At 50.8% G+C, this 17,845-nt stretch carries 18 protein-coding genes and 1 other annotated feature; of the genes, 15 read left to right on the forward strand and 3 right to left on the reverse strand.

All coding sequences use genetic code 11. The annotated features are described in order from the left end of the window. Positions 1-4: 4 nt before the first annotated feature. The 14 genes from thrS (at position 5) to selO (ending at position 12,765) form a co-directional block, all read left to right on the forward strand. Positions 5-1,933 carry a threonine--tRNA ligase gene (gene thrS, locus HEN33_RS01855; protein WP_001144202.1) on the forward strand — a complete coding sequence of 643 codons (1,929 nt, stop codon included), beginning with the start codon at positions 5-7 and terminating at the stop codon, positions 1,931-1,933. Between the two features lie 3 nt (positions 1,934-1,936). After that, the gene (gene infC, locus HEN33_RS01860; protein WP_001700733.1) at positions 1,937-2,479 is read left to right on the forward strand and encodes a translation initiation factor IF-3; all 543 of its coding nucleotides are present in this window, start codon (positions 1,937-1,939) and stop codon (positions 2,477-2,479) included. Between the two features lie 96 nt (positions 2,480-2,575). After that, positions 2,576-2,773, forward strand: a complete 198-nt coding sequence (gene rpmI, locus HEN33_RS01865; protein WP_001124225.1) for a 50S ribosomal protein L35 — start codon at positions 2,576-2,578, stop codon at positions 2,771-2,773. A gap of 52 nt (positions 2,774-2,825) precedes the next feature. Beyond that, positions 2,826-3,182 (forward strand): 50S ribosomal protein L20, encoded by a 357-nt coding sequence (rplT, locus tag HEN33_RS01870; protein ID WP_000124850.1) that lies wholly within the window; start codon positions 2,826-2,828, stop codon positions 3,180-3,182. Positions 3,183-3,298: 116 nt separating this feature from the next. After that, positions 3,299-3,423 (forward strand) — a sequence feature (Phe leader region). Then, complete coding sequence (gene pheM, locus HEN33_RS01875) at positions 3,305-3,349, forward strand: pheST operon leader peptide PheM (protein WP_001386830.1); 45 nt, start codon at positions 3,305-3,307, stop codon at positions 3,347-3,349. It overlaps the preceding feature by 45 nt. 209 nt (positions 3,424-3,632) lie before the next feature. Then, on the forward strand, positions 3,633-4,616 hold the full coding sequence (gene pheS / locus HEN33_RS01880; RefSeq protein WP_000018588.1) for a phenylalanine--tRNA ligase subunit alpha: 984 nt from the start codon (positions 3,633-3,635) through the stop codon (positions 4,614-4,616). Positions 4,617-4,630: 14 nt separating this feature from the next. Further along, positions 4,631-7,018 (forward strand): phenylalanine--tRNA ligase subunit beta, encoded by a 2,388-nt coding sequence (gene pheT / locus HEN33_RS01885; RefSeq protein ID WP_032303156.1) that lies wholly within the window; start codon positions 4,631-4,633, stop codon positions 7,016-7,018. Between the two features lie 4 nt (positions 7,019-7,022). Then, on the forward strand, positions 7,023-7,322 hold the full coding sequence (gene ihfA, locus HEN33_RS01890) for an integration host factor subunit alpha (protein WP_001229265.1): 300 nt from the start codon (positions 7,023-7,025) through the stop codon (positions 7,320-7,322). Between the two features lie 100 nt (positions 7,323-7,422). Beyond that, a complete protein-coding gene (btuC, locus tag HEN33_RS01895) occupies positions 7,423-8,403 on the forward strand; it encodes a vitamin B12 ABC transporter permease BtuC (RefSeq protein ID WP_176263871.1) in 981 nt (326 codons plus the stop codon). A gap of 60 nt (positions 8,404-8,463) precedes the next feature. Next, positions 8,464-9,015 carry a bifunctional thioredoxin/glutathione peroxidase gene (btuE, locus tag HEN33_RS01900; RefSeq protein ID WP_001154187.1) on the forward strand — a complete coding sequence of 184 codons (552 nt, stop codon included), beginning with the start codon at positions 8,464-8,466 and terminating at the stop codon, positions 9,013-9,015. Further along, positions 9,015-9,764 (forward strand): vitamin B12 ABC transporter ATP-binding protein BtuD, encoded by a 750-nt coding sequence (gene btuD, locus HEN33_RS01905; protein WP_176263870.1) that lies wholly within the window; start codon positions 9,015-9,017, stop codon positions 9,762-9,764. The genes btuE and btuD overlap by 1 nt, the downstream gene beginning before the upstream one ends. A 77-nt stretch (positions 9,765-9,841) precedes the next feature. Further along, entirely contained in the window at positions 9,842-10,306 is a 465-nt protein-coding gene (locus HEN33_RS01910; protein WP_001209785.1) for a C40 family peptidase, read from the forward strand. Positions 10,307-10,552: 246 nt separating this feature from the next. Further along, a complete protein-coding gene (ydiV, locus tag HEN33_RS01915; RefSeq protein ID WP_176263869.1) occupies positions 10,553-11,266 on the forward strand; it encodes an anti-FlhDC factor in 714 nt (237 codons plus the stop codon). A 62-nt stretch (positions 11,267-11,328) separates the two neighbouring features. Beyond that, entirely contained in the window at positions 11,329-12,765 is a 1,437-nt protein-coding gene (selO, locus tag HEN33_RS01920) for a protein adenylyltransferase SelO (protein ID WP_032184347.1), read from the forward strand. Between the two features lie 3 nt (positions 12,766-12,768). On the opposite strand, the gene hemP is transcribed toward selO, so the two are convergent. The 3 genes from hemP to ppsR all read right to left on the reverse strand — a co-directional run bounded on the left by hemP (position 12,769) and on the right by ppsR (position 15,128). Beyond that, entirely contained in the window at positions 12,769-12,960 is a 192-nt protein-coding gene (gene hemP / locus HEN33_RS01925) for a hemin uptake protein HemP (RefSeq protein WP_001270810.1), read from the reverse strand. A 131-nt stretch (positions 12,961-13,091) separates the two neighbouring features. Next, positions 13,092-14,138, reverse strand: coding sequence for a 3-deoxy-7-phosphoheptulonate synthase AroH (gene aroH, locus HEN33_RS01930; RefSeq protein ID WP_001082226.1), 1,047 nt, complete (start codon positions 14,136-14,138; stop codon positions 13,092-13,094). Positions 14,139-14,294: 156 nt separating this feature from the next. Continuing rightward, complete coding sequence (gene ppsR / locus HEN33_RS01935) at positions 14,295-15,128, reverse strand: posphoenolpyruvate synthetase regulatory kinase/phosphorylase PpsR (protein WP_000368046.1); 834 nt, start codon at positions 15,126-15,128, stop codon at positions 14,295-14,297. A 332-nt stretch (positions 15,129-15,460) separates the two neighbouring features. Here ppsR and ppsA point away from each other — a divergent pair, with 332 nt between their 5' ends. Continuing rightward, entirely contained in the window at positions 15,461-17,839 is a 2,379-nt protein-coding gene (gene ppsA, locus HEN33_RS01940) for a phosphoenolpyruvate synthase (protein ID WP_000069370.1), read from the forward strand. Positions 17,840-17,845: the final 6 nt, after the last annotated feature.

Below are 17,845 nucleotides of genomic sequence, written 5' to 3' on the forward strand. Positions count from 1 at the left end.
TAAAATGCCTGTTATAACTCTTCCTGATGGCAGCCAACGCCATTACGACCACGCTGTAAGCCCCATGGATGTTGCGCTGGACATTGGTCCAGGTCTGGCGAAAGCCTGTATCGCAGGGCGCGTTAATGGTGAACTGGTTGATGCTTGCGATCTGATTGAAAACGACGCACAACTGTCGATCATTACCGCCAAAGACGAAGAAGGTCTGGAGATCATTCGTCACTCCTGTGCGCACCTGTTAGGGCACGCGATTAAACAACTTTGGCCGCATACCAAAATGGCAATCGGCCCGGTTATTGACAACGGTTTTTATTACGACGTTGATCTTGACCGCACGTTAACCCAGGAAGATGTCGAAGCACTCGAGAAGCGGATGCATGAGCTTGCTGAGAAAAACTACGACGTCATTAAAAAGAAAGTCAGCTGGCACGAAGCGCGTGAAACTTTCGCCAACCGTGGGGAGAGCTACAAAGTCTCCATTCTTGACGAAAACATCGCCCATGATGACAAGCCAGGTCTGTACTTCCATGAAGAATATGTCGACATGTGCCGCGGTCCGCACGTACCGAACATGCGTTTCTGCCATCATTTCAAACTGATGAAAACGGCAGGGGCTTACTGGCGTGGCGACAGCAACAACAAAATGTTGCAACGTATTTACGGTACGGCGTGGGCAGACAAAAAAGCGCTAAACGCTTACCTGCAGCGCCTGGAAGAAGCCGCGAAACGCGACCACCGTAAAATCGGTAAACAGCTCGACCTGTACCATATGCAGGAAGAAGCGCCGGGTATGGTCTTCTGGCACAACGACGGTTGGACCATCTTCCGTGAACTGGAAGTGTTTGTTCGTTCTAAACTGAAAGAGTACCAGTATCAGGAAGTTAAAGGTCCGTTCATGATGGACCGTGTTCTGTGGGAAAAAACCGGTCACTGGGACAACTACAAAGATGCAATGTTCACTACGTCTTCTGAGAACCGTGAATACTGCATTAAGCCGATGAACTGCCCGGGTCACGTACAAATTTTCAACCAGGGGCTGAAGTCTTATCGCGATCTGCCGCTGCGTATGGCCGAGTTTGGTAGCTGCCACCGTAACGAGCCGTCAGGTTCGCTGCATGGCCTGATGCGTGTACGTGGTTTTACCCAGGATGACGCGCATATCTTCTGTACTGAAGAACAAATTCGCGATGAAGTTAACGGATGTATCCGTTTAGTCTATGATATGTACAGCACTTTTGGCTTCGAGAAGATCGTCGTCAAACTCTCCACTCGTCCTGAAAAACGTATTGGCAGCGACGAAATGTGGGATCGTGCTGAGGCGGACCTGGCAGTTGCGCTGGAAGAAAACAACATCCCGTTTGAATATCAACTGGGTGAAGGCGCTTTCTACGGTCCGAAAATTGAATTTACCCTGTATGACTGCCTCGATCGTGCATGGCAGTGCGGTACAGTACAGCTGGACTTCTCCTTGCCGTCTCGTCTGAGCGCCTCCTATGTGGGTGAAGACAACGAGCGTAAGGTACCGGTAATGATTCACCGCGCAATTCTGGGGTCGATGGAACGTTTCATCGGTATCCTGACCGAAGAATTCGCTGGTTTCTTCCCGACCTGGCTTGCGCCGGTTCAGGTTGTTATCATGAATATTACCGATTCACAGTCTGAATACGTTAACGAATTGACGCAAAAACTATCAAATGCGGGCATTCGTGTTAAAGCAGACTTGAGAAATGAGAAGATTGGCTTTAAAATCCGCGAGCACACTTTGCGTCGCGTCCCATATATGCTGGTCTGTGGTGATAAAGAGGTGGAATCAGGCAAAGTTGCCGTTCGCACCCGCCGTGGTAAAGACCTGGGAAGCATGGACGTAAATGAAGTGATCGAGAAGCTGCAACAAGAGATTCGCAGCCGCAGTCTTAAACAATTGGAGGAATAAGGTATTAAAGGCGGAAAACGAGTTCAAACGGCGCGCCCTAACCGTATCAATGGCGAAATTCGCGCCCAGGAAGTTCGCTTAACAGGTCTGGAAGGCGAGCAGCTTGGTATTGTGAGTCTGAGAGAAGCTCTGGAGAAAGCAGAAGAAGCCGGAGTAGACTTAGTCGAGATCAGCCCTAACGCCGAGCCGCCGGTTTGTCGTATAATGGATTACGGCAAATTCCTCTATGAAAAGAGCAAGTCTTCTAAGGAACAGAAGAAAAAGCAAAAAGTTATCCAGGTTAAGGAAATTAAATTCCGTCCTGGTACAGATGAAGGCGACTATCAGGTAAAACTCCGCAGCCTGATTCGCTTTCTCGAAGAGGGTGATAAAGCCAAAATCACGCTGCGTTTCCGCGGTCGTGAGATGGCGCACCAGCAAATCGGTATGGAAGTGCTTAATCGCGTGAAAGACGATTTGCAAGAACTGGCAGTGGTCGAATCCTTCCCAACGAAGATCGAAGGCCGCCAGATGATCATGGTGCTCGCTCCTAAGAAGAAACAGTAAGGCCTTCAAGTAGCATTGTCTGTGGAGCCTTTGGGCTTCACAGGCATTGTTCGCCTTTGTTTCGTTTATTAACAATGCGAAGTGGAAGTTATTAAAATGCCAAAAATTAAGACCGTACGCGGTGCTGCTAAGCGCTTCAAAAAAACCGGTAAAGGTGGTTTTAAGCACAAGCACGCTAACCTGCGTCACATTCTGACCAAAAAAGCGACCAAACGTAAACGTCACCTGCGTCCGAAAGCCATGGTTTCCAAAGGCGATCTGGGCCTGGTAATCGCGTGCCTGCCGTACGCATAAGCCGTTAACGTTTTTAACTTTTTAATTAGAATATAGATACAGGAGAGCACATATGGCTCGCGTAAAACGTGGTGTAATTGCACGCGCACGTCACAAGAAAATTTTGAAACAAGCTAAAGGCTACTACGGTGCGCGTTCTCGCGTATACCGCGTTGCCTTCCAGGCTGTTATCAAAGCTGGTCAGTATGCTTACCGTGACCGTCGTCAACGTAAGCGTCAGTTCCGTCAACTGTGGATTGCGCGTATCAACGCAGCAGCACGTCAGAACGGTATTTCTTACAGCAAATTCATCAATGGCCTGAAAAAAGCCTCTGTTGAAATCGACCGTAAGATCCTGGCTGATATCGCAGTATTCGACAAAGTAGCGTTCACCGCTCTGGTTGAAAAAGCGAAAGCAGCTCTGGCATAAGCCAGTTGAAAGAGGGAGCTAGTCTCCCTCTTTTCGTTTCAACGCCATCAAAACATTGACTTTTATCGCCGTAGCCTTTTCAATAAAGGTCTTTTGAAAAGTACCAAAAGGTAACGCAAGCAATGAATGCTGCTATTTTCCGCTTCTTTTTTTACTTTAGCACCTGACTCCAGGAGGCTAGCGCGTGAGAAGAGAAACGGAAAACAGCGCCTGAAAGCCTCCCAGTGGAGGCTTTTTTTGTATGCGCGTTTTGAAAAATAAAAAGCCAGTCTCATCAGGCGTAATTGTCGCAGCCAGTCTGGGCACGGCCAGCGCGGAGAAACCGGAGCGTACTTAAGTACGTGAGGATTTCGAGCACTGCCCGGGACCAAAATGGCAAGTAAAATAGCCTGATGGGATAGGCTCTAAGTCCAACGAACCAGTGTCACCACTGACACAATGAGGAAAACCATGTCACATCTCGCAGAACTGGTTGCCAGTGCGAAGGCGGCCATTAGCCAGGCGTCAGATGTTGCCGCGTTAGACAATGTGCGCGTCGAATATTTGGGTAAAAAAGGGCACTTAACCCTTCAGATGACGACCCTGCGTGAGCTGCCGCCAGAAGAACGCCCGGCAGCCGGTGCGGTTATCAACGAAGCGAAAGAGCAGGTTCAGCAGGCGCTGAATGCACGTAAAGCGGAACTGGAAAGCGCAGCGCTGAATGCGCGTCTGGCTGCGGAAACGATTGATGTCTCCCTGCCGGGTCGTCGTATTGAAAACGGCGGTCTGCATCCGGTGACCCGTACCATCGACCGTATCGAAAGTTTCTTCGGTGAGCTTGGCTTTACCGTGGCAACCGGGCCGGAAATCGAAGACGATTATCATAACTTCGATGCTCTGAACATTCCTGGTCACCACCCGGCGCGCGCTGACCACGACACTTTCTGGTTTGACGCTACCCGCCTGCTGCGTACCCAGACCTCTGGCGTACAGATCCGCACCATGAAAGCTCAGCAGCCACCGATTCGTATCATCGCGCCTGGCCGCGTTTATCGTAACGACTACGACCAGACTCACACGCCGATGTTCCATCAGATGGAAGGTCTGATTGTTGATACCAACATCAGCTTTACCAACCTGAAAGGCACGCTGCACGACTTCCTGCGTAACTTCTTTGAGGAAGATTTGCAGATCCGCTTCCGTCCTTCCTACTTCCCGTTTACCGAACCTTCTGCAGAAGTGGACGTCATGGGTAAAAACGGTAAATGGCTGGAAGTACTGGGCTGCGGGATGGTGCATCCGAACGTGCTGCGTAATGTTGGCATCGATCCGGAAGTTTACTCTGGTTTCGCCTTCGGGATGGGGATGGAGCGTCTGACTATGTTGCGTTACGGCGTCACCGACCTGCGTTCATTCTTCGAAAACGATCTGCGTTTCCTCAAACAGTTTAAATAAGGCAGGAATAGATTATGAAATTCAGTGAACTGTGGTTACGCGAATGGGTGAACCCGGCGATTGATAGTGATGCGTTGGCAAATCAAATCACCATGGCTGGCCTGGAAGTTGACGGTGTAGAACCGGTTGCCGGTAGCTTCCACGGCGTGGTTGTGGGTGAAGTGGTTGAGTGTGCGCAGCATCCGAACGCTGACAAACTGCGAGTGACAAAAGTGAATGTCGGCGGCGATCGCCTGCTGGACATTGTCTGCGGTGCGCCAAACTGCCGTCAGGGCCTGCGTGTGGCGGTAGCGACCATTGGTGCTGTTCTGCCGGGTGATTTCAAAATTAAAGCGGCAAAACTGCGCGGCGAACCGTCTGAAGGGATGCTGTGCTCCTTTTCTGAGCTGGGAATTTCTGACGATCACAGCGGCATTATCGAACTGCCAGCGGATGCGCCGATTGGCACCGACATCCGCGAATACCTGAAACTCGATGACAACACCATCGAAATCAGCGTGACACCAAACCGTGCCGATTGCTTAGGCATTATCGGCGTGGCGCGTGATGTTGCCGTGCTGAACCAGCTGCCGCTGGTTGAACCGGAAATCGTTCCGGTTGGTGCGACCATCGACGACACGCTGCCGATTGCAGTAGAAGCGCCGGAAGCCTGCCCGCGTTATCTTGGCCGTGTGGTAAAAGGCATTAACGTTAAAGCGCCAACTCCGCTGTGGATGAAAGAAAAACTGCGTCGTTGCGGGATCCGTTCTATCGATGCAGTTGTTGACGTCACCAACTATGTGCTGCTCGAACTGGGCCAGCCGATGCACGCTTTCGATAAAGATCGCATTGAAGGCGGCATTGTGGTGCGGATGGCGAAAGAGGGCGAAACGCTGGTACTGCTCGACGGTACCGAAGCGAAGCTGAACGCTGACACCCTGGTCATCGCCGACCACAACAAGGCGCTGGCGATGGGCGGCATCTTTGGTGGCGAACACTCTGGCGTGAATGACGAGACGCAAAACGTCCTGTTGGAATGCGCTTTCTTCAGCCCGCTGTCTATCACCGGTCGTGCTCGTCGTCATGGCCTGCATACTGATGCGTCTCACCGTTATGAGCGTGGCGTTGATCCGGCACTGCAGCACAAAGCGATGGAACGTGCGACCCGTCTGCTGATCGACATCTGCGGTGGTGAGGCTGGTCCGGTAATTGATATCACCAACGAAGCAACGCTGCCGAAGCGTGCAACCATCACTTTGCGTCGCAGCAAACTGGATCGCCTGATTGGCCATCATATTGCCGATGAGCAGGTCACTGACATTCTGCGTCGTCTCGGCTGCGAAGTGACCGAAGGCAAAGACGAGTGGCAGGCAGTTGCGCCGAGCTGGCGTTTCGACATGGAGATTGAAGAAGATCTGGTCGAAGAAGTCGCGCGTGTTTACGGCTACAACAACATCCCTGATGAGCCGGTGCAGGCAAACCTGATTATGGGTACTCACCGCGAAGCCGATCTGTCGCTCAAGCGCGTGAAAACGCTGCTCAACGACAAAGGCTATCAGGAAGTGATCACCTACAGCTTCGTTGATCCGAAAGTGCAGCAGATGATCCATCCAGGCGTTGAAGCCTTACTGCTGCCAAGCCCTATTTCCGTTGAAATGTCAGCAATGCGTCTTTCCCTGTGGACCGGCCTGCTGGCAACCGTGGTGTACAACCAGAACCGTCAGCAGAACCGTGTGCGCATTTTCGAAAGTGGTCTGCGTTTCGTGCCAGATACTCAGGCACCGTTGGGCATTCGTCAGGATCTGATGTTAGCCGGTGTGATTTGCGGTAACCGTTACGAAGAGCACTGGAACCTGGCAAAAGAGACCGTTGATTTCTATGATTTGAAAGGCGATCTTGAATCCGTTCTCGACCTGACCGGTAAACTTAATGAGGTTGAGTTCCGTGCAGAAGCGAATCCGGCACTGCATCCGGGGCAATCCGCAGCGATTTATCTGAAAGGTGAACGTATTGGTTTTGTTGGGGTTGTTCATCCTGAACTGGAACGTAAACTGGATCTTAACGGTCGCACTCTGGTGTTCGAACTGGAGTGGAACAAGCTCGCAGACCGCGTGGTGCCTCAGGCGCGCGAGATTTCTCGCTTCCCGGCGAACCGTCGTGACATCGCGGTGGTGGTCGCAGAAAACGTTCCCGCAGCGGATATTTTATCCGAATGTAAGAAAGTTGGCGTAAATCAGGTAGTTGGCGTAAACTTATTTGACGTGTACCGCGGTAAGGGTGTTGCGGAGGGGTATAAGAGCCTCGCCATAAGCCTGATCCTGCAAGATACCAGCCGTACACTCGAAGAAGAGGAGATTGCCGCTACCGTCGCCAAATGTGTAGAGGCATTAAAAGAGCGATTCCAGGCATCATTGAGGGATTGAACCTATGGCGCTTACAAAAGCTGAAATGTCAGAATATCTGTTTGATAAGCTTGGGCTTAGCAAGCGGGATGCCAAAGAACTGGTTGAACTGTTTTTCGAAGAGATCCGTCGAGCTCTGGAAAACGGCGAACAGGTGAAACTCTCTGGTTTTGGTAACTTCGATCTGCGTGATAAGAATCAACGCCCGGGACGTAACCCGAAAACGGGCGAGGATATTCCCATTACAGCACGGCGCGTGGTGACCTTCAGACCCGGGCAGAAGTTAAAAAGCCGGGTCGAAAACGCTTCGCCCAAAGACGAGTAATCTGATCTAACTAAAAAGGCCGCTCTGCGGCCTTTTTTCTTTTCACTGTCGAAGAGTCACCGTAAAATCAACGCCATGACACTTCAGCAGAACGGATACCATGCTGACACTTGCCCGCCAACAACAGCGACAAAATATTCGCTGGTTATTATGCCTGTCAGTTTTGATGCTGCTGGCGCTTCTCTTAAGCCTTTGCGCCGGTGAACAATGGATTTCGCCAGGTGACTGGTTTACTCCTCGTGGCGAACTGTTCGTCTGGCAAATTCGCCTGCCACGTACGCTGGCTGTATTGCTGGTTGGTGCGGCGCTGGCTATATCCGGCGCTGTAATGCAGGCATTGTTTGAAAATCCTCTGGCAGAACCTGGACTACTTGGCGTCTCTAACGGCGCAGGCGTAGGGCTTATCGCCGCGGTATTGCTTGGGCAAGGGCAACTCCCAAACTGGGCACTAGGGCTGTGTGCGATTGCTGGCGCGCTTATCATCACTTTAATACTCTTACGTTTTGCCCGTCGTCATCTTTCGACCAGTCGGTTATTGCTGGCTGGTGTTGCATTAGGGATTATCTGTAGCGCACTAATGACGTGGGCTATCTATTTTTCCACCTCTGTTGATTTACGTCAGCTGATGTACTGGATGATGGGCGGTTTTGGCGGCGTAGACTGGCGGCAAAGTTGGCTGATGCTGGCATTGATCCCCGTGTTGTGGTGGATCTGTTGTCAGTCCAGACCGATGAATATGTTAGCACTTGGCGAGATCTCGGCGCGGCAACTGGGTTTACCCCTGTGGTTCTGGCGCAATGTGCTGGTGGCAGCGACCGGCTGGATGGTTGGCGTCAGTGTGGCGTTGGCGGGTGCTATCGGCTTTATTGGTCTGGTGATCCCACATATTCTCCGGTTATGTGGTTTGACCGATCATCGCGTATTACTTCCCGGCTGCGCGCTGGCAGGGGCGAGCGCATTGCTGCTGGCCGATGTTGTAGCGCGCCTGGCATTAGCTGCCGCAGAGCTGCCTATTGGCGTGGTCACCGCAACGTTGGGTGCGCCGGTGTTTATCTGGTTATTGTTAAAAGCAGGACGTTAGCCGCAAAAAGACGGTCTATGATTAAAAGCTAAGATTTTTACTGACCACCCAGGAGAAACGATGCAAGATTCCATTCTGACGACCGTAGTGAAAGATATCGACGGTGAAGTGACCACGCTGGAGAAGTACGCCGGTAATGTGCTGTTGATTGTCAATGTCGCCTCAAAGTGTGGCTTAACGCCGCAATATGAGCAGTTGGAGAATATTCAGAAAGCCTGGGCCGATCGTGGTTTTGTGGTGTTGGGATTCCCGTGCAACCAGTTTCTGGAGCAAGAACCGGGCAGCGATGAAGAGATTAAAACTTACTGCACCACTACATGGGGGGTGACGTTCCCGATGTTCAGTAAGATTGAAGTTAATGGCGAAGGACGCCATCCGCTGTATCAAAAATTGATTGCCGCAGCGCCGACGGCAGTCGCGCCGGAAGAGAGCGGATTCTATGCCCGTATGGTCAGCAAAGGTCGTGCACCGCTGTACCCTGATGATATTTTATGGAATTTTGAGAAATTTTTAGTTGGCAGGGACGGATTGGTCATCCAGCGTTTTTCCCCGGATATGACGCCGGAAGATCCCATTGTGATGGAAAGCATTAAACTGGCGTTGGCGAAATAATGTCTATTGTGATGCAGCTACAGGATGTTGCGGAATCAACCCGCCTTGGGCCGCTTTCTGGCGAGGTTCGGGCTGGGGAGATCCTGCATCTGGTGGGGCCGAATGGCGCGGGTAAGAGTACCTTACTGGCGCGAATGGCCGGAATGACCAGCGGTAAGGGAAGCATTCAGTTCGCGGGGCAACCACTGGAAGCATGGTCCGCAACAAAACTCGCGCTGCATCGCGCCTATCTTTCACAACAACAGACGCCACCGTTTGCAATGCCGGTCTGGCACTACCTGACACTGCATCAGCACGATAAAACGCGTACCGAACTACTGAATGATGTCGCAGGGGTGCTGGCTCTTGATGACAAACTCGGACGTAGCACCAATCAACTTTCCGGCGGCGAATGGCAACGCGTACGTCTTGCTGCGGTGGTGCTGCAAATCACACCCCAAGCCAATCCCGCAGGTCAATTGCTGCTTCTTGATGAGCCTATGAACAGTCTTGACGTTGCGCAACAAAGTGCGTTAGACAAAATTCTGAGCGCACTGTGTCAGCAAGGACTGGCGATTGTGATGAGCAGTCACGATCTCAACCACACCTTGCGTCATGCGCATCGGGCGTGGTTGCTAAAAGGTGGAAAAATGCTGGCCAGTGGACGCAGAGAAGAGGTGCTCACGCCGCCAAATCTGGCGCAGGCCTATGGGATGAATTTTCGCCGTCTGGATATCGAAGGTCACAGAATGCTGATTTCGACCATCTGATTTCATTAGTATCTTGAAAATCGGGTAATTACGACGCTAAATTAATGCAAGAATAAAAAACAGAGGAACCGTACGGAATGCGTTTCTGCCTTATTTTGATCACAGCACTGTTTCTGGCCGGGTGTAGCCACCATAAAGCACCGCCGCCAAATGCCAGACTTTCTGATTCGATTACCGTTATTGCCGGTTTGAACGACCAGCTACAGAGCTGGCATGGCACGCCGTATCGTTATGGTGGCATGACGCGGCGCGGTGTGGACTGTTCGGGGTTTGTGGTTGTGACGATGCGCGATCGTTTCGATTTGCAGCTGCCCCGTGAAACCAAACAACAAGCCTCTATCGGCACGCAAATTGATAAAGACGAGTTGCTGCCTGGTGACCTGGTCTTTTTCAAAACGGGCTCCGGACAAAATGGTTTGCATGTAGGTATTTACGATACCAACAACCAATTTATCCACGCCTCTACCAGCAAGGGAGTGATGCGTTCCTCACTCGATAATGTCTATTGGCAGAAAAATTTCTGGCAGGCGAGACGAATCTAGTATGTCGAAAAATGGACGGCGATGATACATCTCCGTCCATTTACTCCTGAATACAGTAGTATTTTACAGACAAAAATACCGTATATGGATTATTCGTTTATAATCAGGATAATCTAATAAAAGGACCCCTGAAAAAGTGGTTAACATGGAACAAATGAAAGTTACTCCTTCTGTAATTGTTATGTCTTATGGCCTCATCCCTTTTAGCCGGATACTGAAAAACATCCTTCGAGAGGGACGGTTACCATGAAGATTTTTTTGGAGAATCTTTATCATTCTGATTGCTATTTCCTGCCGATAAGAGATAACCAGCAAGACCTTGTCGGCGTTGAGTTAATTACCCATTTCTCCAGTGAAGATGGTACGGTTCGTATACCGACGAGTCGGGTTATAGCGCAACTTACCGAGGAGCAACATTGGCAATTATTTTCTGAGCAGTTGGAATTGCTAAAATCATGCCAACACTTTTTTATTCAACATAAACTCTTTGCCTGGCTTAATTTAACCCCACAAGTGGCTACTTTATTATTAGACAGGGATAATTACGCGGGCGAACTATTAAAATATCCGTTTATTGAACTGTTGATTAATGAGAATTACCCGCATCTCGATGAAGGAAAAGATAATCGCGATCTTTTGTCCTTATCGCAAATGTATCCCCTTGTGTTAGGTAATTTGGGCGCAGGTAACAGCACAATGAAAGCGGTTTTTGATGGTCTTTTCACCCGCGTCATGCTGGATAAAAGTTTTATTCAGCAACAAATCACGTATCGCTCCTTCGAACCGTTTATTCGTGCGATCCAGGCGCAAATTTCCCCATGTTGCAATTGCATCATCGCGGGGGGCATTGATACGCCAGAAATAATGGCACAGATTACCCCCTTTGATTTCCATGCTCTCCAGGGATGCCTGTGGCCTGCCGTTCCTGTAAATCAGATAACGACGTTGGTTCAGCGATAACCCTCCTGTTTGCTGGTGTTTAAGACGAGAGTAACCGTCTACACTATCAAACAGGAGGATCTATGACCCTGTCTTTTATTACCCGTTGGCGCGATGAATTGCCAGCAACCTATACAACACTTTCCCCTACGCCTTTAAATAATGCCCGGCTGATTTGGCATAATGCCGAACTGGCTAACACGCTGGGTATTCCATCGTCACTGTTTAAAAATGGCGCAGGTGTCTGGGGTGGCGAAACCCTACTGCCTGGTATGTCACCACTGGCGCAGGTTTACAGTGGTCATCAGTTCGGCGTCTGGGCGGGCCAACTGGGTGATGGGCGCGGCATTTTACTCGGCGAACAACGGCTTGCTGATGGCACTACAATGGACTGGCATCTGAAAGGTGCTGGCCTGACGCCTTATTCGCGAATGGGTGATGGACGGGCGGTTTTACGTTCGACGATACGAGAAAGTCTCGCCAGTGAGGCGATGCATTATCTGGGCATTCCGACGACCCGCGCGTTAAGTATCGTCACCAGCGATTCGCCAGTGTATCGGGAAACGGTGGAGCCAGGCGCGATGCTGATGCGTGTGGCACCAAGTCATCTGCGCTTTGGTCATTTCGAACATTTTTACTATCGCCGCGAGCCGGAAAAGGTTCGTCAGTTAGCTGAATTTGCTATTCGTCATTACTGGTCACATCTTGCAGATGATGAGGACAAATACCGTCTCTGGTTTACCGATGTTGTCGCACGTACCGCATCGTTAATTGCCCAATGGCAGACGGTCGGCTTTGCTCATGGGGTGATGAATACCGACAACATGTCGCTGCTGGGGCTGACGCTTGATTACGGGCCGTTTGGTTTTCTTGATGATTACGAACCCGGTTTTATTTGTAATCACTCGGATCACCAGGGGCGTTATAGCTTTGATAATCAACCTGCCGTCGCGTTGTGGAATTTACAGCGTCTGGCGCAGACATTGTCACCATTTGTTGCCGTAGATGCCCTGAATGAGGCCCTGGACAGCTATCAGCAGGTTTTGTTGACGCATTATGGACAAAGGATGCGGCAGAAACTGGGATTCATGACGGAGCAAAAAGAGGATAACGCGCTACTGAATGAATTATTCAGTCTGATGGCGCGAGAGCGCAGCGATTATACCCGAACATTCCGCATGCTGAGTCTGACCGAGCAGTACAGCGCGGCGTCACCGCTACGTGATGAGTTTATCGATCGTGCGGCATTTGATGACTGGTTTGCCCGTTATCGGGTACGTTTGCAACAAGACGAGGTTACCGATAGTGAGCGTCAGCAGCTGATGCAAAGCGTTAACCCAGCTCTGGTGTTGCGCAACTGGTTGGCGCAACGGGCGATTGAAGCGGCAGAAAAGGGTGATATGACGGAATTGCACCGCCTGCATGAGGCGTTGCGAAATCCTTTCAGCGACAGGGATGATGACTATGTCAGTCGTCCACCTGACTGGGGTAAACGGCTTGAAGTCAGCTGCTCGAGTTAAAGGCTACTTGGTCAACAGCAGCTTGCCAGCCTGAGTTTTACGGAGCAGATATTCTTGCCCGTCATGATCGATAATCAGTTTGCCATCCGGACCTAACAGTGTCTGGCTGGTAATTCGCCGAATGGGCTGCGGGGAGGCGGTCTTGTGATTGGCATCCGTTTCAGGCGTGAGTTTTCTGCTATCCGTATAACGCATAAAAATTAATAATAATTGATATAACAATGATTCTTATTATCAATATTCTGGCGGGCCAGAGCAAGCAGTAATTTGTTGAGAAGACAACAAGTTGCGCAGAAATGCCCATTCCGTCAGGAATGGGCACGCATTCAGAAGCGGGTATCAACCGCAGAGGCGAGTTTTTCGACCAGGCGTTCGGTATCTTCCCAGCCCAGACACGGGTCGGTAATGGATTGACCGTAAGTGAGCGGCTGACCGCCGACGATTTTTTGCGTTCCTTCGCGCAGGAAACTTTCCGCCATAATTCCAGCAATCGCCGTAGAGCCATTGCGGATTTGCTGACAAATATCCTCACAAACTTCTAACTGGCGACGGTGCTGCTTCTGGCAGTTGCCGTGGCTGAAATCCACCACCAGATGTTCAGGTAAATCAAACTCGTGCAGCGTATCGCAGGCTGCGGCGATATCATCGGCATGGTAATTCGGTTTTTTGCCGCCACGCATAATAATATGGCCATACGGGTTGCCACTGGTCTGATAGATGGTCATCTGACCATTTTTGTCTGGCGAGAGGAACATATGGCTGGCGCGGGCTGCGCGGATAGCATCCACGGCAATCCGCGTGTTGCCATCGGTACCATTTTTAAAACCTACCGGACAGGAGAGTGCCGAAGCCATTTCACGGTGGATCTGACTTTCGGTAGTACGTGCGCCAATTGCGCCCCAACTGATTAAATCAGCAATAAACTGACCGGTCACCATATCGAGAAACTCAGTCGCGGTAGGGACGCCCAGCTCATTGACCTGTAAAAGTAATTTGCGCGCCAGCTCCAGACCGTGATTTACCCGATAGCTGCCGTTTAAATCCGGGTCGGAAATTAATCCTTTCCAGCCGACTACAGTTCGTGGTTTTTCAAAATAGGTGCGCATTACGATTTCCAGCCGTGACTGGTACTGATTGCGCAGTGACTGCAGACGGGTGGCATACTCCATTGCAGCGGTGAGATCGTGGATCGAGCAGGGGCCAATAATGACCAACAGTCGCTTGTCTTCACCATTCAGTATTTTTTCAATTCTGCGACGGGAGTCGGTGACATGGGTGGCGACGCCAGGCGTTACGGGATACCGTAGCGCGAGTTCGGCGGGCGTTACCAGGCTCTCGATACGCGCAGTACGGAGTTCGTCAGTTCTGTTCATTACAAGTCTCAGAAATTTGTTGCTTCTACGGCAGGACTACCGGGAAGTGATGCGCATCACGATAAACCAATCGCAGCTGATTTCAAGTGCGAGGTGTGTCACACCTCGCCGGGTGGTTAGCATGATAACAAAAAAACAAGTTAATGCACTAGTTCTCTAGTACATTCGACGACTAAGGCCCATGATATCAAGGATCTTGGTGGCAATCTCTTCTACCGAATAATTGGTACTGTTAATCCATGGGATCTGATTTTTACGGTACAACGCTTCCACTTCCGCGACTTCCATCCTGCACTGACGAAGCGAGGCATAGCGACTGTTCTCCCGACGTTCCTCGCGAATCGCCGCCAGACGTTCCGGGTCGATAGTCAGGCCGAACAATTTATGCTGAAGCGGTTTGAGCGACGCGGGTAGCACCAGATTATCCATATCGTCGGCAATAAAGGGGTAGTTTGCCGCGCGGATACCAAATTGCATTGCCAGATACAGACTGGTGGGGGTTTTACCACAGCGAGAAACGCCGAGCAGGATCACCTGAGCCTGGTCCAGATTGCGCAACGAAATGCCGTCGTCATGGGCAAGGGTGTAATCAATCGCCGCAATGCGCGCATCGTATTTATTGAGATTATTAGGGTTAAGGCCATGGGTACGATGAGCAATCGGCGTTGGATCCAGTTTCATCTCTTGTTGTAGCGGGGCAACCAGCGCCTGAACGATATCCTGGCAAAAGCCTTCACTTTGCAAGATGATGGCGCGAATCTCCGGCAACACGATGGAGTAGAAGACCAGTGGGCGCACACCTGTCTGGTGATAAATTGCGTCAATCTGATCCTTCACTGCCCGTGCACGGCTCTCATTTTCGACAAACGGCAGCGTAATGCTGCTGATAGTGACGGGAAATTGTGACATTACTGCGTGTCCTAATACCTCCGCAGTTATTGCCGTACCATCAGAAATATAAAAAACGTGGCGATCAACAGCATTATCCATTTTGTTCTTCCCGTAATGCAGACATAATTCTATGAAAGCATAAATTAAAAACGCACATAAGCGTAGAACGTTATGTCTGGTTTATAAAATGAACCTTCAATTTTATTTTTTATGAAAACAGCATTTCATTTTTACGGTTTCGTTTATACCGATGGTTTATGTGGAAATTGTCGAAGAGAGCAGATTTGCGCAACGCTGGGATCAGTCTTAAAAAGTAAAAAAATATATTTGCTTGAACGATTCACCGTTTTTTTCATCCGGTTAAATATGCAAAGATAAATGCGCAGAAATGTGTTTCTCAAACCGTTCATTTATCACAAAAGGATTGTTCGATGTCCAACAATGGCTCGTCACCGCTGGTGCTTTGGTATAACCAACTCGGCATGAATGATGTAGACAGGGTTGGGGGCAAAAATGCCTCCCTGGGTGAAATGATTACTAACCTTTCCGGAATGGGTGTTTCCGTTCCGAATGGTTTCGCCACAACCGCCGACGCGTTTAACCAGTTTCTGGACCAAAGCGGCGTAAACCAGCGCATTTATGAACTGCTGGATAAAACGGATATTGACGATGTTACCCAGCTTGCGAAAGCGGGCGCGCAAATCCGCCAGTGGATTATCGACACTCCCTTCCAGCCTGAGCTGGAAAACGCCATCCGCGAAGCCTATGCACAGCTTTCCGCCGATGACGAAAACGCCTCTTTTGCGGTGCGTTCCTCCGCTACTGCAGAAGATATGCCGGACGCTTCTTTTGCCGGTCAGCAGGAAACTTTCCTCAACGTTCAGGGTTTTGACGCCGTTCTCGTGGCAGTGAAACATGTATTTGCTTCTCTGTTTAACGATCGCGCCATCTCTTATCGTGTGCACCAGGGTTACGATCACCGTGGCGTGGCGCTCTCCGCCGGTGTTCAGCGGATGGTGCGTTCCGACCTCGCATCTTCTGGCGTGATGTTCTCCATTGATACCGAATCCGGCTTTGACCAGGTGGTGTTTATCACTTCCGCTTGGGGCCTTGGTGAAATGGTCGTGCAGGGCGCGGTTAACCCGGATGAGTTTTACGTACATAAACCGACACTGGCGGCAAATCGCCCGGCTATCGTGCGCCGCACCATGGGGTCAAAAAAAATCCGCATGGTTTACGCGCCGACCCAGGAGCACGGCAAGCAGGTTAAAATCGAAGACGTACCGCAGGAACAGCGTGACATCTTCTCGCTGACCAACGAAGAAGTGCAGGAGCTGGCAAAACAGGCCGTACAAATTGAGAAACACTACGGTCGCCCAATGGATATTGAGTGGGCGAAAGATGGCCACACCGGCAAACTGTTCATTGTGCAGGCGCGTCCGGAAACCGTGCGCTCACGCGGTCAGGTCATGGAGCGTTATACGTTGCATTCACAGGGTAAGATTATCGCCGAAGGCCGTGCTATCGGTCATCGCATCGGCGCGGGTCCGGTGAAAGTCATCCATGACATCAGCGAAATGAACCGCATCGAACCTGGCGACGTGCTGGTTACTGACATGACCGACCCAGATTGGGAACCGATCATGAAGAAAGCATCGGCTATCGTCACTAACCGTGGCGGACGTACCTGTCACGCGGCGATCATCGCTCGTGAACTGGGCATTCCGGCGGTAGTGGGCTGTGGTGATGCAACAGAACGGATGAAAGACGGTGAGAACGTCACTGTTTCTTGTGCAGAGGGTGATACCGGTTACGTCTATGCTGAGTTGCTGGAATTTAGCGTGAAAAGCTCCAGCGTGGAAACGATGCCGGATCTGCCGTTGAAAGTGATGATGAACGTCGGTAACCCGGACCGTGCTTTCGATTTCGCCTGCCTGCCGAACGAAGGCGTGGGCCTTGCGCGTCTGGAATTTATCATCAACCGTATGATTGGCGTCCACCCACGCGCACTGCTTGAGTTTGACGATCAGGAACCGCAGTTGCAAAACGAAATCCGCGAGATGATGAAAGGTTTTGATTCTCCGCGTGAGTTTTACGTTGGTCGTCTGACTGAAGGGATCGCGACGTTGGGTGCTGCGTTTTATCCGAAGCGTGTCATTGTCCGTCTCTCTGATTTTAAGTCGAACGAATACGCCAACCTGGTCGGTGGTGAACGTTACGAGCCAGATGAAGAGAACCCAATGCTCGGCTTCCGTGGCGCGGGACGTTATGTTTCCGACAGCTTCCGCGACTGCTTCGCACTGGAGTGTGAAGCGGTGAAACGTGTGCGCAACGACATGGGACTGACCAACGTTGAGATCATGATCCCGTTCGTGCGTACCGTAGATCAGGCGAAAGCGGTGGTTGACGAACTGGCGCGTCAGGGGCTGAAACGTGGTGAGAACGGGCTGAAGATCATCATGATGTGTGAAATTCCGTCCAACGCCTTACTGGCAGAGCAGTTCCTCGAATATTTCGACGGCTTCTCAATTGGCTCAAACGATATGACGCAGCTTGCGCTTGGTCTGGACCGAGACTCTGGCGTGGTGTCTGAACTGTTCGATGAGCGCAACGATGCAGTGAAAGCACTGCTGTCGATGGCGATTCGTGCCGCGAAGAAGCAGGGCAAATATGTCGGGATTTGCGGTCAGGGTCCGTCCGACCATGAAGACTTTGCCGCCTGGCTGATGGAAGAGGGGATCGATAGCTTGTCCCTGAACCCGGACACTGTGGTACAAACCTGGTTAAGCCTGGCTGAACTGAAGAAATAAAATAAA

It is taken from the genome of Escherichia sp. 94.0001, from assembly GCF_013369155.2.
GTDB classification, from domain to species: domain Bacteria; phylum Pseudomonadota; class Gammaproteobacteria; order Enterobacterales; family Enterobacteriaceae; genus Escherichia; species Escherichia coli_F.

What these genes read in the sequence shown, in the direction of transcription:
- thrS (WP_001144202.1), top strand. Translation starts at nt 5, where the DNA reads ATGCCTGTTATAACTCTTCCTGATGGCAGCCAACGCCATTACGACCAC.
- btuD (WP_176263870.1), top strand. Translation starts at nt 9,015, where the DNA reads ATGTCTATTGTGATGCAGCTACAGGATGTTGCGGAATCAACCCGCCTT.
- btuC (WP_176263871.1), top strand. Translation starts at nt 7,423, where the DNA reads ATGCTGACACTTGCCCGCCAACAACAGCGACAAAATATTCGCTGGTTA.
- hemP (WP_001270810.1), bottom strand. Translation starts at nt 12,960, where the DNA reads ATGCGTTATACGGATAGCAGAAAACTCACGCCTGAAACGGATGCCAAT.
- rplT (WP_000124850.1), top strand. Translation starts at nt 2,826, where the DNA reads ATGGCTCGCGTAAAACGTGGTGTAATTGCACGCGCACGTCACAAGAAA.
- pheS (WP_000018588.1), top strand. Translation starts at nt 3,633, where the DNA reads ATGTCACATCTCGCAGAACTGGTTGCCAGTGCGAAGGCGGCCATTAGC.
- ppsA (WP_000069370.1), top strand. Translation starts at nt 15,461, where the DNA reads ATGTCCAACAATGGCTCGTCACCGCTGGTGCTTTGGTATAACCAACTC.
- ydiV (WP_176263869.1), top strand. Translation starts at nt 10,553, where the DNA reads ATGAAGATTTTTTTGGAGAATCTTTATCATTCTGATTGCTATTTCCTG.
- pheT (WP_032303156.1), top strand. Translation starts at nt 4,631, where the DNA reads ATGAAATTCAGTGAACTGTGGTTACGCGAATGGGTGAACCCGGCGATT.
- HEN33_RS01910 (WP_001209785.1), top strand. Translation starts at nt 9,842, where the DNA reads ATGCGTTTCTGCCTTATTTTGATCACAGCACTGTTTCTGGCCGGGTGT.
- rpmI (WP_001124225.1), top strand. Translation starts at nt 2,576, where the DNA reads ATGCCAAAAATTAAGACCGTACGCGGTGCTGCTAAGCGCTTCAAAAAA.
- aroH (WP_001082226.1), bottom strand. Translation starts at nt 14,138, where the DNA reads ATGAACAGAACTGACGAACTCCGTACTGCGCGTATCGAGAGCCTGGTA.
- selO (WP_032184347.1), top strand. Translation starts at nt 11,329, where the DNA reads ATGACCCTGTCTTTTATTACCCGTTGGCGCGATGAATTGCCAGCAACC.
- ihfA (WP_001229265.1), top strand. Translation starts at nt 7,023, where the DNA reads ATGGCGCTTACAAAAGCTGAAATGTCAGAATATCTGTTTGATAAGCTT.
- btuE (WP_001154187.1), top strand. Translation starts at nt 8,464, where the DNA reads ATGCAAGATTCCATTCTGACGACCGTAGTGAAAGATATCGACGGTGAA.
- ppsR (WP_000368046.1), bottom strand. Translation starts at nt 15,128, where the DNA reads ATGGATAATGCTGTTGATCGCCACGTTTTTTATATTTCTGATGGTACG.